The sequence below is a fragment of the Microbacterium sp. ISL-59 genome (assembly GCF_018613945.1).
In the GTDB taxonomy this organism is placed as follows: Bacteria; Actinomycetota; Actinomycetes; order Actinomycetales; family Microbacteriaceae; genus Microbacterium; species Microbacterium oxydans_B.
Map to the genome: position 1 here is coordinate 706,985 of NZ_JAGGPG010000002.1, position 14,533 is coordinate 721,517.

Annotated in this window: 10 protein-coding genes; 7 read left to right on the forward strand and 3 right to left on the reverse strand. The window is 68.2% G+C overall.

Annotated features, from left to right (window positions below; all coding sequences use genetic code 11):
- The first annotated feature begins 11 nt into the window (after nt 1-11).
- Together J7E45_RS07530 and J7E45_RS07535 are read left to right on the forward strand one after the other, a co-directional pair.
- Nucleotides 12-851, forward strand: coding sequence for a DUF4097 family beta strand repeat-containing protein (locus J7E45_RS07530; protein WP_215068245.1), 840 nt, complete (start codon nt 12-14; stop codon nt 849-851).
- Nucleotides 848-1,474 (forward strand): PadR family transcriptional regulator, encoded by a 627-nt coding sequence (locus J7E45_RS07535; protein ID WP_167632867.1) that lies wholly within the window; start codon nt 848-850, stop codon nt 1,472-1,474. Before J7E45_RS07530 ends, J7E45_RS07535 begins: the two co-directional genes overlap by 4 nt.
- 61 nt (nt 1,475-1,535) lie before the next feature.
- Here J7E45_RS07535 and J7E45_RS07540 read toward each other — a convergent pair whose 3' ends face one another.
- Nucleotides 1,536-2,081, reverse strand: coding sequence for a universal stress protein (locus tag J7E45_RS07540; RefSeq protein WP_091033267.1), 546 nt, complete (start codon nt 2,079-2,081; stop codon nt 1,536-1,538).
- 147 nt (nt 2,082-2,228) lie between these two features.
- Here J7E45_RS07540 and J7E45_RS07545 point away from each other — a divergent pair, with 147 nt between their 5' ends.
- The 5 genes from J7E45_RS07545 (at nt 2,229) to J7E45_RS07565 (ending at nt 6,857) form a co-directional block, all read left to right on the forward strand.
- Nucleotides 2,229-2,414: a DUF3073 domain-containing protein gene (locus tag J7E45_RS07545; RefSeq protein ID WP_029263716.1), complete on the forward strand. Its 186-nt coding sequence runs from the start codon at nt 2,229-2,231 to the stop codon at nt 2,412-2,414.
- Nucleotides 2,415-2,542: 128 nt separating this feature from the next.
- Complete coding sequence (locus J7E45_RS07550) at nt 2,543-3,364, forward strand: MOSC domain-containing protein (protein ID WP_215068247.1); 822 nt, start codon at nt 2,543-2,545, stop codon at nt 3,362-3,364.
- A 191-nt stretch (nt 3,365-3,555) separates the two neighbouring features.
- On the forward strand, nt 3,556-4,872 hold the full coding sequence (locus J7E45_RS07555) for an ABC transporter substrate-binding protein (protein WP_215068249.1): 1,317 nt from the start codon (nt 3,556-3,558) through the stop codon (nt 4,870-4,872).
- Between the two features lie 90 nt (nt 4,873-4,962).
- Nucleotides 4,963-5,940 carry a carbohydrate ABC transporter permease gene (locus J7E45_RS07560; protein ID WP_251053509.1) on the forward strand — a complete coding sequence of 326 codons (978 nt, stop codon included), beginning with the start codon at nt 4,963-4,965 and terminating at the stop codon, nt 5,938-5,940.
- Nucleotides 5,937-6,857, forward strand: coding sequence for a carbohydrate ABC transporter permease (locus J7E45_RS07565; RefSeq protein ID WP_215068250.1), 921 nt, complete (start codon nt 5,937-5,939; stop codon nt 6,855-6,857). The genes J7E45_RS07560 and J7E45_RS07565 overlap by 4 nt, the downstream gene beginning before the upstream one ends.
- A gap of 297 nt (nt 6,858-7,154) precedes the next feature.
- Here the strand turns inward: J7E45_RS07565 and J7E45_RS07570 are convergent, their stop codons facing one another.
- Nucleotides 7,155-12,338: an endo-alpha-N-acetylgalactosaminidase family protein gene (locus tag J7E45_RS07570; RefSeq protein ID WP_215068251.1), complete on the reverse strand. Its 5,184-nt coding sequence runs from the start codon at nt 12,336-12,338 to the stop codon at nt 7,155-7,157.
- 319 nt (nt 12,339-12,657) lie between these two features.
- Nucleotides 12,658-14,478: a beta-galactosidase family protein gene (locus J7E45_RS07575; RefSeq protein ID WP_215068252.1), complete on the reverse strand. Its 1,821-nt coding sequence runs from the start codon at nt 14,476-14,478 to the stop codon at nt 12,658-12,660.
- Nucleotides 14,479-14,533: the final 55 nt, after the last annotated feature.

The window sequence follows — 14,533 nt, forward strand, 5'->3', positions numbered from 1 at the left end:
GAGAAGCACACATGACCGAGAAGTGGCTCATCGCCCCGGGCGAGGAACGCGTCATCGACATCGAGTCCGTCACCCGCCTCAAGGTGGGCCTCGTCGGCGGACAGGTGGACATCATCGCCCACGACGAACCGGGCATCCGCATCGAGGTGCACGGCGTCACCACCAAAGACCTCCGCATCGAGTCCCACGACGGCGAGGTCGAGATCGACCACCCGCAGCTGGGCTGGGACAACTTCCTCGAGGTGTTCCGCAACTTCGGCTCCGGCGGCCCCCGCGCCGAGGTGAGCGTCGCGGTCCCCCGCTCGATCGCCCTGAACCTCGGCGTCGTCAGCGCCGGCGCTCTCGTCTCGGGCCTCCGCAACGACGCCCGCCTCAACACCGTCTCCGGCGACATCATCGTCGACACCCTGATCGGCGACCTCACCGTCAACTCGGTCTCGGGCGACGTGCAGGTGCGCGGCCTCACCGGCTCGATCAACGCGAACAGCGTCTCGGGCGACGTGGCTGTCACGGGCGCCATCCGCAAGGCGACCGTCGACATCGTCTCCGGGTCGACGCTCGTGGATGCCGCGGGAGATGTGAACACCATCAACATCAACTCCGTCTCGGGCGGCACCACCGTGCGCCTCGACGAGTCGCTGGCTGCGAACTACGTCGTCCGCACACTGAGCGGTCGACTGCTGATCGACGGCGTCGAGCGCAGCTCGACCGGTCCCAGCAACTACAACGGCACGAAGGGCGAGCTCTCGGGACGCTTCGTCGACCTGCGGGCGAACTCCGTCTCGGGCGGCGTCACCGTCCTCCGCCGCACGCCGGCCTCGATCACGGAAGACGAGGAGTGGGAAGCATGAGCCCCGCCGTCTTCTCCCACGGCGACCTGCGCCTGTACCTGCTGTCGCTCCTCGCCGAGGCGCCACAGCACGGCTACGGCATCATCCAGTCGCTGACCGACCGTACCGGCGGCACGTACACGCCCAGCGCCGGCACCATCTATCCCCGCCTCGCGAAGCTCGAGGAGGAGGGGCTGGTCACGAAGACCGTCGACGGCCGCACCACGATCTATGCGATCACCGAGGCCGGTCGAGCCGAGCTCGCGTCGCGCGAGGGAGACCTGGCCGGCATCGAGGCAGGGCTCACCGATTCGGTGCGGCTGATCGCGAGCGAGGTGCGACAGAGCGTCCAGGACGCGATGAAGAGCCTCCGTGCCGATCTCGCTGCCGCAGAGAAGGGCGAGCGCACGGCGGCCAAGAACCGCCCCCGCACGGCGACCGACGACTCCCGGCTCGTCAGCCGAGAAGAGATGCACCGAGCGGATGCCGTCATCAATGCCTTCCGCGCCCGCGTGCGCACCGACCTCCGCACCCACCTCGCGAAGGGCGGCACGCTGTCTCCGTCGGTCGTCACCGAGCTGGAGGATGCACTCGACAACGCGGCCCGCGGAGTCACCGTCTCGCTGAGCAGCTCCGAGTCCTGAACACACGCAGAGGGCCCCGTCGGCGAAAATGCCGACGGGGCCCTCTGCTGTGCCGCGTCCTCTAGGACTCCGGCCAGATCTCCTTCTGCTCGTCGGGCACCGACTCGCCGAGCGGGACGACCAGGATGGAGCGGTGCTGCCGGTGCGCGAGCCGCGCCGCGACCGAGCCTGTGAAGAACTCGCGGATCGACTCCCCGATGCCGCGCTTGCGCGTGCCGACGACGATGAGCTGCGCATCGAGCTTGTTGGCGAGCTGCTTGATCGCCAGCGCCGGGTCGCCGACGAGCTGACGCGCCGTCCATGTGACGTCCGTCCCCGCCAGCAGCTTCGCGGCAGCGGCCTCGACGGCCTCGAACTCCGCGGCGCCGGCGTCGAAGTTGATGTCGATCGGAGCCGAATGCACGTAGCCGTCCGGATCCTCATAGGTGACGAATCGCGTGACATCCACGTGCGCCACCACGAGCGGCACACCGAGCAGCCGCGCATACCGAACCGCTTCGTGGATCACATGCGGATCCTGGTCCAGCTGCATGCCGACGATGACGGCTTTCTGCAGCGCCACGTTCTGTGCGGCCTCATCGGATGGAGTGGAGGTGTTGTCGGTCATGAAGATCGTTCCCTTCACCAGTCTGGCCTCGGCCAGAGCGTCTTCCCCGCGTGCTATTCTGAATGCTACTCTTACCGGCTTCTCGCCGGTGTCGTGAATGCCTCGGGCCTCACCGCCCGCAGCTTAACTCGTGAGGGGGTCTCGCGCATGGGCCGTGGCCGTCAGAAGGCGAAACACACCAAGATCGCCCGCGAACTCAAGGCGTACAGTCCGTCGGTGAACTACTCCGCGCTTGAGCGCGAGCTGGCTCACCCGACCGACGAAGACGCCTATGTCGACAAGTGGGCCGATGAGTATGAAGACGAAGACGAGGACGAGCTAGAGAAGGCCTAACCGCCCTCTCTACTCCGAAACACCCGCACCACGTGCGGGTGTTTCGTCGTGTCCGGATGAGGATCCCCGTAGAGACGCCGGATCCTCATCCGTCATGAGGGGGCGTCGGCAGCTGAGAGGATCTCCTCATGGCCCGCGTCGTCGCACTGTACCGCCACCCGATCAAAGGGCTCACTCCCGAGCGTCGCGATACGTTGACCGTGCAGCCGGACGGCAGGGTCGCCGGCGACCGCGTCCTGGCGTTCCGCTTCGCGGACGCCACGGAGCCCGAGGACCGAGAAGGCCTCGACTACTGGCCGAAGTCCCAGGGACTCTCACTGCAGGACTTCCCCGCACTCGCCGCGTTGCGCACGAGCTACGACGACGAGACGCGGCGAATCCGCATCGAGCACGGCGACGGCGTCCTCGTGGAGGCGGCGATCGATGACGACGGGCGCAGCGAGCTGGTGGAGGCCGTCACCGACTTCGTCCTCGGCACCCCCGATGGTCGTCGTCTCCGACGACCCGGCCGCCTCCCGCTCGTGCTCGTCGGGGACGGCGAGACTTCCCGGTTCCAGGATCGCCCCCGGGGCTACGTGTCGGTGCACAGCCGAAGCAGCGTTCAGGCGCTGGGCGACGCCCTCGGGATGCGCGTCGATGACCGACGATTCCGCTCCAACGTCGTGATCGACGACATCGGCCCCTGGAGCGAGCTCGACTGGAGCGGCGAGGTGCGCATCGGAGACCTGTACTTCCGGGCGGCCGGTCCCATCGTGCGCTGTCTCGCGACCCACGCGAACCCCGACACCGGGGTGCGGGACGCCAAGGTGCTCACCACCCTCACCGGAGCACTCGCACAGCAGGAGCCGACCCTCGGACGGCTCCTGCTTCCCGGGTGGGAGCGTTCGGACGACGGCGTCAGGCAGGGTGGCGGCGTGATCCGCGTCGACGACGAGGTCCACGGGCACTGACCGTCGTCGACGCCCGCGCACGAGAATGTCAGCGCTCCCTTAGACCGACTCAGTTTCGGCTCAGCCGTGGCTGGCCCAGGCTTGTGAGCGCAAACATTTTCTGATTTGATGTGCATGTGATCGATGATGCCTCGGCGTCAGGCCCCCGCCCAGGGCGATCCGCAGAACATGACCTCAAAGAGGAGAACAGCATGGCAATCACCCCTCGCTTCACCCGCACAGCCGCGATCGTCGCGGTCGGCGCGGTGTCGGCCTTCGGCCTCGCAGCCTGCTCGACCGGCGATTCCGGCGACAGCGGCGCCGGCGGCGGCGAACCCGTCACGATCGAATACCTGCACCGTCTCCCCGACGGCGAGGGCATGACCCCCGCGTCGGAGATCGTCGACCGGTGGAACGCCGACCACCCCGACATCCAGGTGAAGGCCACGAAGTTCGACGGCAAGTCGAGCGACATGATCCTCAAGCTCGAGACCGACGTGAAGGCCGGCAACGGCCCCTGCCTCGCGCAGACCGGCTACTCGGAGGTACCGCAGCTGTTCGTCAAGGGACTGCTGCAGGACGTCGCGGACGAGGCCAAGAAGTACGAAGACGACTTCTCCGCCGGAGCTTTCAGCGGCATGAAGGTCGGCGATGCCATCGTCGGCCTCCCGCAGGACACCGGGCCCCTCGTCTACTTCTACAATGAGGCCGAGTTCCAGGCGCTGGGCCTCGACGCTCCCGAGACGCTCGACGACCTCACGACCGACTCCGCCACGGCAGCTGCCGCCGGCAAGTACGTGACCGCCTTCACTCCGGATGAAGCGCAGAACTGGCTCTCCGCCCAGTCGGCAGCGGCCGGCGACACCTGGTTCAGCACCGCCGGCGACGAGTGGAAGGTCGACGCCGAGGGCGCGGGCTCCGAGCGCGTGGCCGCGTTCTGGCAGGGCCTGCTCGACGGTAAGCAGACTCTCGCGACCGAGCGCTGGGGCGAAGGCTTCACCGCGGCACTCAACGACGGCAGCCTCATCGGTCACGTCGGAGCCGCGTGGGAGGCCGGGTTCCTCCTCGACTCGCTCGACGGCACCCCGGCCGAGGGGCAGTGGCGCGTCGCTCAGCTCCCCGACTTCGGCGCCGGCGCCCTGAGCGGCCCCGACGGCGGATCCGGCGTCTCGGTGATGAAGGGCTGCGAGCACCCCGCCGAGGCCATGGAGTTCAACGACTGGTTCAACACCCAGGTCGACGACCTCGCGTCGCAGGGCCTCGTCGTCGCCGCCAAGGGCGACGTGGAGACTCCCGAGAAGATGCTGCGCCAGTTCGGCGGTCAGGATGTGCTCGCCGAGCTCGGCACCGCGACCGAGAACCTGAATCCGGACTTCCCGTACGCTCCGGGCTTCTCGACGCTGTCGAAGATGAACGAGACCGCCGCAGCGGCCGTCGCCGGCACCGCGTCGGTCGCCGACATCTTCACCACGGCCCAGGAGACGGCAGTCGCCTCGCTGGAGGACCTCGGCCTCCCGGTCGCGAAGTGATCTCCCGAGAAGGCATCATCGGATGATCGACGGCGGAGTGCACGCGCAATCGTGCACTCCGCCGTCGTCTTGACATCGAGAGGCGACACCATGGTCACAGTGACCGAAACGCGAGATGCGACGCCGGCGCCGACACCGCGCATCCCGGCGGATCCCGCCCGCCGACGCCGGTTCGGGACCCGACGCGAAGGCCTCACGGGATGGCTGTTCATGGCGCCGTTCGCCGTGCTGTTCGTCGTGGTCTTCCTGGTGCCGATCATCGTGTCGATCCGATCGTCGTTCTTCGCGCAGGTGCCGTCCGGCGACGGGCTGTACGGCGGCGGCGAGCTCGTCGACACGTTCGTCGGTCTCGAGAACTTCGTCATGGCCGCTACCAACGGGGCCTTCTGGACCGGGATGGGGCGCGTCGTCCTCTACGCCGCGTTGCAGATCCCGGTGATGATCGTCGTCGCCCTCGGACTCGCGCTGTTGCTGGACTCGTTCATCGTGCGCCGCCCGACGCTCTTCCGGCTCTCCTTCTTTCTCCCCTACGCGGTCCCCGGCATCATCGCGGCAATGATGTGGCTCTACCTGTACACGCCGGAGGTGTCGCCCTTCCTGCCGTTCCTCCCCGAGGCCACCGACTTCATGTCGCCCGGGACGATCCTCTTCTCGATGGCGAACATGACCACCTGGACCTACACGGGCTACAACATGCTCATCTTCCTCTCGGCGCTGCAGGCCGTGCCCCGTGACCTGTACGAGGCCGCCCGCCTCGACGGAGCATCCGGTTTCCAGATCTCGATGCGCATCAAGGTGCCCCTGGTGCGGGGTGCAGCTCTGCTCGCCGTGCTGCTCTCGATCATCGGCACCATTCAGCTGTTCAACGAGCCGGTCGTGCTGCAGGCCGCGAACTCGTGGATGGGCAAGGACTTCACCCCCATGATGCTCACCTACAACACGATGATGGGCGAGATCTCGCCGTCCGGCAGCGGCCCGGCATCCGCCTACTCCCTGCTCATGGCTCTGATCGCCGGAGTGCTCGCGATCGTGTACGCGCTGCTGCAGCGACGAAAGGGCGACGCATGACCACCACGCGCCTCATCACCACCGAGTCATCCACGCGTCGACGCCCCCGCCGTGCGCCCGACGTGGATGCTCCGCCGCCCTCGATCGCACCGAGCCCGCTCACGCGGGTGTTCGGCATCATCGCGCTGATCGTGGCGACGCTCTACTTCCTCGTGCCGGTGTACTGGTTGATCGTCGCGTCGACGAAGAACAACACCGACCTCACGTCGACCTTCGGCTTCTGGTTCGCCGACTGGAACCTCGACACCAACTACGACAGCCTGATGAACTGGACCCAGGGCCTGTTCTGGCGGTGGGTCGGAAACTCGATGCTGTACTCCGTGAGCGCGGGCGTCATCGGCACCCTGTTCGCCGTGATGGCCGGCTACGCGATCGCGAAGTTCGCGTTCCCCGGCAAGAAGATCGCGGTCGGGGTGATCATGGCCGGGCTCCTGCTCCCCGTGGCCCTGCTGACGGTGCCGCTGTACATCGAGTTCCAGGCCCTGGGGCTCACGAACACGATGTGGGCGATCATCATCCCCTCGGCCGTTTCTCCGTTCGGCGTCTTCCTCGGCATGGTCTACGCCCAGTCGTCGGTGCCGACCGAGCTGTTGGAGGCCGCCCGCATCGACGGGGCGGGCGAGGCACGCATCTTCTTCACGATCGTGATGCGTCTGCTCGGCCCCGCGATGGTGACGATCTTCCTGTTCATCTTCGTGGCGACGTGGAACAACTTCCTGCTGCCACTCATGATGATCTCGAGTCAGGACCTGAAGCCCGTGACCCTCGGCCTCTACGGCATGGTGAGCTACTTCGCGCCGGACAAAGGCGCTGTCATGCTCGGCGCCCTGCTCGGAGTCATCCCGCTCGTGCTGCTGTTCTTCGCCCTGCAGAAGTACTGGCGTTCCGGCCTCGCCGCCGGCGCCGTGAAGGGCTGAGCTCCCCCCGCCACGCCCGTCCGCCCTCTCCCGTCCGCCCTCGGCACTGCGCCGAGGGCGGACTTCTTCGTGTGCGAGCGCACGGAAGCTCGCGAGTGCACGGGTTGCTGCCGAGTGCACGGGCTGCTCGCGCGTCTGGGCCGTGCCCTCGAGGACAAGCCGTGCACTCGGCGAGATGACCCGCGGTGGGCAACGCGGTGCGGTGTCCCTGGCGTCGCGGGCGCGGGTGCGGGTGCGGCGGGGGCACAGCACGGACGGCCCGGAGGGAATCCTCCGGGCCGTCGTGCGTCAGCGGGGTCAGCTCAGGCGGCGCCTGCGCAGCCAGAGGACCAGGCCGAGGGCGATCGCGGCCAGACCGACGACCGCCGCTCCCGCCCAGATCGCTCCGTCAGTACCGGTCGTCGCGAGGTTTCCCCCACTGCCGGCCGCACCGGCCGTGACCGTGAGGTCCGTCCGCGCCAGCTCGACGCCCTGGGCATCAGTCGCGACGAGGGCGTGCGCTCCGGCCGGCGTTGCCGCGGGGATCGTGACGGTGTCCACGGCGGCGCCCTCAGCCGACACCGTCACCTCGCCGACGCGCACCGGCTCGGAGTGCAGCCAGAGCTGCACCAGAGCGTCGGGGTCGAAGCCGTTCAGCTGCACGGTCACGCTCGCTCCGGCCGCGACCGAGCCGATGGATGCCGTGATGCGCGCATCCTTCCCCGGCTTGGCCTTCTTGACCTTCAACGGTGCGCTGGCGAGCTCTGCGCCCGCCGCATCCTGCACGATGACGCGGTGCTTTCCGACCGAGGCTTTCGCCGGGATCAGCAGTCGCGTCGTCAGGGAGCCCTTCGCATCGACCGCGGCATCCGACAGCTTCACGTCATCGAGCCAGACCGAGACCGTCGACTGCGGCGCGAAGCCCGTGAGCTCCATGCCGACCGTCTCGCCGGCCCGCACCGAGTCGGCGTCGAGTCCGAGCTTCGGATCCGTCACCGGGTCGCACTCGCTCAGGTCGTCGGTCGGACGTGTCTCGGGGGCGTGCCCGTCCTGCGCGGCCGAGGTGCCGTACACAGCCATCTCGGCGACGGCGCCGAACTGCGTGCCCGAGATCGACGAGGTCGCGGTCACGCGGATGTAGCGAGCCGTGGTCTCCGCGAAGTCCACGTCTTGCCACTCGGCGACGTTCTTCCACTCCCCGGTCGCGACAGGCGTGTACGCCTGACCGTCGGTCGACACCCCCACCTCGTACCCCTTGATCGGACCGTTCTGGTTGGCTCCGCGGCGCAGGTACGAGATGCCGTCGACCTGCTCCGCGTCACCGAGGTCGAACGTCAGCACGTGCGGGTACGACGTCGCGGCCGAACTCCACCGGCTGTGCCAGAACGTGCCGGCGTCGCCGTCGAGCATGTTCGCGGCCGCGCCGTCTTCCCCGGATGTCTCCTCGGAGTTCGCCGACGCCGTGATCTGCGCGTTGGGGATACGGGCCCGCGAGGACACCGACACCTCCTGGGTCGTGCTGACCGTGCGCACATCGCAGTCCGCGAGGTACGTCGCCGCGATTCCGATGCCGACGGTCGAACCGGCAGCATCTGCCGGCGCGGTCACGAGCCAGGTGGTCTGCACGCTGTCGCCGGCTGCGACCTCGTGGAACAGGTTCGACGAGTCGTCGGCGACCTCGACCACGTAGCCCTTCGGCACCTCGAGCTGCACGCCGATGTTCTCGACGGCGATGGACTCGCTGTTCGTGAAGGTGGTGGTGAACGCAGTCTGCGCACCGGGGCTCAGGACACCTGCTTCGCCGGACACGGTCGCGCAGGGAGTGCCGCCGGTCGTGGGTCCGAGGTCGGTGACGGTGAAGTCGTCCAACACGAAGTCCACGTCCGGCCCGCCGACCCGCTCGAGGCCCACCCAGGTGTAGTCGCCGCATCCGACGATCACGTCCTGCGAGAACTCGGCCGTCTCCAGCGCCTGCGTGATCCCGGTGCGGCTGAGCGTGGTCGAGGTGACCTTGCCACCCGCCACCGCATCCGTTCCGGTGAGCCAGCGGTACGCGCCGCTCGCGCCGACCTGGTAGTCGAAGCCGATGCGGTACGAGTGCCCCGCCTGCAGCGGCACGAGGGTCGGGTCGGTGCGGTAGACGACCCCGTTGTTCTCGGAGTGCGACATGAGCGAGTGGTCACCCGTGAGCGTCGTGTCCACCGCGAGCCCGGTGAGGGGCCCCGAGTCGAACGGCTTGGCGGTGTTGCGCCAGTCGCTGCTCGCATACGGGTCATGGCGGCGGGAGATGCTCGTGCGCGGATCGTCGATGCCGTTGGCGTCGCCCTTCACGAACGGCCCCCATCCGGCTTCGTTACCCTCGAAGTCGTTCGAGTACACCGTGCCGGCCGCGAACGGCGTCGTGGTGTCGGCGGAGACACGGGCGTTGTCGATGCGGACCTTCGCGTCGCCCGCGACGGCACCGATCGAGACCGTGACCTCACCGGATGCCGGAGCCAGGAACGACGTCGAGCCGCGCTGGTAGTACTGACCTGCCTTGGAATCCGCGCGCATGTAGTTGTAGGTGGGCGAGAGGTTCCAGGTGCGGGTCACCGCGCCGGATCCCGTGTCGACCGAGACGCTCACGTCACGGGTCGCGGTCGGGTCGATCTGCACCTGCGCCGAGAACGCGTACCTCTGGCCGGGGGTGAGCCCGGTCACGGTCTGCGCGATCGACGATGCGGACGCCCCGAGCACGGCGATGTTGTCGCCACGGGACTCGTTCTTCGCGCTGCCGAGGTCGGTACGCTCGATCGTCACATCGCCCTGCGGGTTCCAGGCATCGAGCGAACCGGAGTTGAACCCCGGGTCGTCGAGGCCGGCATCGTGATACTCGACGGCCGCTCGCTGCGCGCCGCCCTGCGGCACCACGATGTAGGCCGTGCCCTTGTCGCCGTTGAGCGTGAGCTCGCCGCCGGCCGCGTTCACGGTGCCGACCTTGACGCGTCCCTGGTCACCGAGTTCGAAGACGTCGAAGGCGGTGTTGCCGCGGAAGGCCTCGGCGAGACCGAACGTCTTCTCTCCGCCCGATGCGGAGTAGAAGTACATCTTGTCGGCATCGACGGGAGAGCCGGCATCCTGATTCGACTCCAGCGACTGCCACGGCAGCAGGTAGGAGTCGCCTCGCAGCACCGTCGCCCCGTCCATCGTGACGACCCTGGTGTCTCCGTCCATCCGCACCGCCACGTCGTCGGTCAGCGTCGCTTCGGCGCCCGCCTCGTACGTGAGCAGGTCGAAGTGCTGCAGGAACTTGGTCGGCAGGCTCTGCTTCCAGATGTTGTCGACGAAGCCGTCCCAGTTACGGTTGCCGACCCAGCCCTCGGCGTCGATCAGCCGCTGCTGACCAAGCAGGGCGTCGTCGTTCCAGACGTCGGCCTGACCGTTCTGGATGAAGCGCACCATGGTGGAGTTGATGCCCTTGTTGTCCTTGCCTCCGTACGCGAGGTCGTTCGGCCAGTGCGACCAGACCGTGCTGTCGACGAACTTGTCGCCCCACTCGGTCGCGACCTCGAGGTCCATGCCCCGCAGCTCGTCCGCGAGCTCTTCGGCGACCCAGCCGTTGGAGTAGTACACGTCGATGTACACGCCGCTGAGGCCGGGGACCTCGTCGCGCAGCTGCTGGAAGCGATCAAGTACGCGCCCGGTGCCCAGGTCGGTCTGCTGGTTGATGTAGTACGACTGGTCGAGCCAGTTCCAACCCGGCTTGTAGGGCGCCGTGCCGTCGAGGATCGCGGAGTCGAAGGCGTTCGCCTGCGGGTAGATCTCGGTGGCGTTGACGTGCACACTCATGTCGGCGTTGAGCTTCGCGCCCTCGTCGACGAGGTTGTTCAGGTCGGAGAGACCACCCGCACGCTCGTTGTAGTTCCCGCCGTAGTCGGTGTTCGCCGAGTCGTGGCCCTCGCTGCCGTAGCCCTTGTTGAGCACCCACTGACCGAGACCGTCGGTCTGGTTCGCGATGCGCTTGGTGTTGTCGAGCACCAGGTCGAAGTAGTTCGTGGCGCTGGAGGCGAAGTTGAAGGGGATGCGGCTGACGACGCGCTCGGCGACCCGATCGGCACCGAGACGCGGGGCGTCGACCTCGCGGTAGCGGATCGCAGCATCCTGCCAGTCGACCGTGGAGTCGTCGTTGCGGTCGGCGGCGAAGAGCACCGTCACCTGGGGCAGCTCGAACGTCGTGACCCGATCGTCGACCGCGGTGGTCGGGTGGATCAGCCAGGCGCTGGAGCCGACCTCGGCCGTGCGCCCTGCCGCCTCGGTCACGCGCGTGGTCAAGCGGGTGTTCCAGGATGCAGTTCCCCCGGAGGCCTGCGTGGTCGCGTTGGTGATCACGCTGCCCACGAGCGCGCCGTTGCCGAGGAACGCGAAGGCCGCGCCCTTCTGGCCGATCGGCGTCGAGCCGTTCACCGCGATGTGCTCGTCGGCGTTCTTCGTGCTATCGGGGCTGATCACGGTGCGGTCGAGGACCGATCCGGCATCCGACGCGCTGGCGGAGAGGAAGGCGTTGTCCGGCAGGCCCAGAGTGTTCACAGCGGCCGCCCCCTCGACGCCGGTGACCTCGAACTCGACGGTTCCCTCATCGGTGACGCGGATCGTGCTGCGGATCGTGACGTCGATCCCGTCGAGCACCGAGACGTAGTCGACACCGTCGGCCGTCGCGGTCGCCGTGGTCGCGGCGGCATAGGCGGTGCCGTTGACCGCCCACTTCTCGGATGACGTGCGCTGTCCACCGAACGTCGCTCTGCCGACGCGGTAGCCGGTGATCTGCGGGAAGGCCTTCGCCACGGTCGCGGTCGTCCCACCCCGGGTGATCTCGATCGTCTCGCCCGCCGAGGGGTTCTCGGGTTCGGTGACGATCGGCGGAAGCTCCTCGTCCGAGAGGATCTCGATCTCGCCCGCACCCCCGCCGGTCGTTCCCTGTGCGTCGATCACCAGCAGGGCCACGTAGCGGCCGTCCTTCGCGGCGTCGAGCGCGATGCGCTGCTTCTCGTCGTTCGCGGTCGGGGCATGCAGGGTCGCCGTTGCGGCAGTGGACCCCCACCCGCCCTCCGCCGGCGAAGTCAGTGCGACGGCGGCATCGTCCGTCACGTAGACCTCGACCCTCTTCGCGGCCACGCTCTGCCCCCGCTTCACCGAGTAGTCGAGGGCCTTCACCGAGAGCGACCGCTGCAGGTCTACCGAGATCCAGTGTGGGAAGGGCGCGTTGACGGAGTACCGGGAGGTCCACTGCGTGCCGAAGTCACCGTCGAACGCGCCGAGCGCGGTGCCGTCGAGTGACGGCGGCGCCGGATACGGATCGGACTCGCTCGACACCGCGTGCAGGCGGTAGTCGGACTTGGGCACGGGGATGAGGTCGGCGGCCTGTGCGGAGGGCGCCTGGGCGAACACACCGCCGAACGCGAGCGCCGTCGCCAGCAGTGAGCTGACGGCAACGGCGGTGCGGGGCGGTCGGGAAGGTTTCGACACGTCTTGCCTCTCGAGCGGAGCGACGCTCGGGAGAACAGACGCCCCGATGCGTCGCAGATGGATGCCACCGATTCACATCGATGTTTGCGCTATCACTCTAGAGGCGTGAATCCCGCAGAATCAAGCATCCAGATGCAGCGAGCGCAAACATTGGCCGAAAGTCACCCACGAGCATCCGCCGCCCCGCACCCGCTCCCGGCCCGCGAGCACACGGGTTGCTTGCGAGCGCACGGGTTACGCGCGGCAACAAGCCGTGCACTCGGCAACAAGCCGTGCACTCGGCACTACGAGCGTGCACCCGGCAGTACGAGCGCGAGGCTCAGGAGCCGATGAACTCCTCGGTCTCACCGAAGGACGGCTCCTCGCGGATTTCGATCGTCGCACCGAGGCCGTCGGTGTCGAGCACCACGATCTCGTTGCGTCCGACGCGCCACAGGGGCGCGGGCGCATAGAGCGTCTCCTGCGGACCCACCTTCCAGTACCGGCCGAGGAGGAATCCGTTCAACCAGACCATCCCCTTCGATCCGCCGGGGAAGGCCAGCCACGCGTCGAGGGGCTCGGCGATGTCGAAGGAGGCGATGGCCACGCCCTCGGACGCACCGTCATCCGTCCCCGCGACAGAGGTCGGAACCTCCTGCGGGACGAGGCGATGCGTCCACCCGTTCACCAGGCGGCGGCCGATCATCACGCCACGCATGATGCCCTTGCCCTCGCCGGTGTACGGACCGTAGTTGATGCGCCCGAGACTCTCAACGACGATCGTCAGGCGCCCCGAACCCGCGGCACCGGGAAGCACCAGCGTCGTCTCGTCGTCACGCTCGAGGACCCCGAGCGGTCGACGGTCGAGGAACACCACGGCGCGGTCGTGCAGCCCGTCGATCGTGAGCGTCGCATCGGCGGGGTACGACACCTCGGCCTCGTAGGCGACGAGACCGTCCTCGGCGCCGAGCTCCTCGAACGTGCGCGGTCGCGGCGTGACCGGGCCGGCCACCGGAAGGCTCGCGACGAGGTCGAGCAGCGACGCGCGCGGATGAAGGGTGGCGGACGCCGCGGCCTGTCGACGCGGCGGGGCGGGAACCGGAGGCAGCCCACCCGCATGGAACGGCGCGAACAGGGCGCGCAGGGCGTGGAACTTCTCGTTGAGGGTGCCGTCCTCGCCGATCGGCGCATCCGAGTCGTAGCTCGTCACGGTCGGCTGCAGCACCCGGTCGTGATTCGCACCGTTCCAGAGCCCGAAGTTCGTCCCTCCGTGCGCCATGTAGAGACTGACCGATCCGCCGGCAGCCAGGAGCTCGTCGACGGTCCCCCCGGCACTGGCGGCGGATCGCACATGGTGCCGCTCACCCCAATGATCGAACCATCCGCCCCACAGCTCGCTGCACATGAGCGCATCGCCACGGCGGCGCAGCTCCACGGCCGTGGCGACACCGGTGCCGAAGGTGAAGGTGGCCATCGCTCCCGGCACGCTGCCGTGCTCGATCATGTCGCCCGTGATGCCGTCGGCCGTCGTGAGCATCTCGATCAGTCCGCGACGGCGCAGCCCGTCACGCAGATGAGCGAGGTACGCGGCATCACTGCCGAACGACCCGTACTCGTTCTCGATCTGGATGGCGACGATCGGTCCGCCCTGCGAGGCCTGGAGCGGGACGAGCCGCGGAATGAGTTCGTCGTACCAGGCGTCGACCGCGGCGAGGAATGCGGGGTCGCTGGTGCGCAGCGCCGCGACGCGCCCCGACAGCCAGAACGGGATGCCGCCGTTGGACCACTCCGCGCAGATGTACGGACTGGGCCGCAGGAACACGTCGAGACCGACCTCGCCCGCGAGGCGAATGAAGCGCTCGAGGTCTCGCCAGCCGTCGAAGCGAATGTCGCCCTCGGCGCGCTCGTGGAAGTTCCAGGCGACATACGTGTCGACGGTGTTCGCGCCCATCGCCGCCAGCCTGCGCAGCCGATCCTCCCACTGGTCCGGATGCACGCGGAAGTAGTGGATCGAACCGGCGAGGATGCGGTGCGAAACCCCCTCACGGAGGATCTCCCCGTCTCGCCAGGTCAGGGTGGGCGCGCCGATCGGCGACGCGGCGTCCGGGGCGTCGACGGCAGCGGAAGAGCCGTCGAGAGCCGAGGCGAGAAGGTCAGGCATAGCGCTCCAAGCACGAGTGTTTGCGTTCACATTATCGCATCACCACGGCCACCGC

Coding starts and splice junctions, on each gene's coding strand:
- J7E45_RS07540 (WP_091033267.1), bottom strand. CDS start 2,081: ATGACCGACAACACCTCCACTCCATCCGATGAGGCCGCACAGAACGTG.
- J7E45_RS07530 (WP_215068245.1), top strand. CDS start 12: ATGACCGAGAAGTGGCTCATCGCCCCGGGCGAGGAACGCGTCATCGAC.
- J7E45_RS07545 (WP_029263716.1), top strand. CDS start 2,229: ATGGGCCGTGGCCGTCAGAAGGCGAAACACACCAAGATCGCCCGCGAA.
- J7E45_RS07575 (WP_215068252.1), bottom strand. CDS start 14,478: ATGCCTGACCTTCTCGCCTCGGCTCTCGACGGCTCTTCCGCTGCCGTC.
- J7E45_RS07555 (WP_215068249.1), top strand. CDS start 3,556: ATGGCAATCACCCCTCGCTTCACCCGCACAGCCGCGATCGTCGCGGTC.
- J7E45_RS07560 (WP_251053509.1), top strand. CDS start 4,963: ATGGTCACAGTGACCGAAACGCGAGATGCGACGCCGGCGCCGACACCG.
- J7E45_RS07565 (WP_215068250.1), top strand. CDS start 5,937: ATGACCACCACGCGCCTCATCACCACCGAGTCATCCACGCGTCGACGC.
- J7E45_RS07550 (WP_215068247.1), top strand. CDS start 2,543: ATGGCCCGCGTCGTCGCACTGTACCGCCACCCGATCAAAGGGCTCACT.
- J7E45_RS07535 (WP_167632867.1), top strand. CDS start 848: ATGAGCCCCGCCGTCTTCTCCCACGGCGACCTGCGCCTGTACCTGCTG.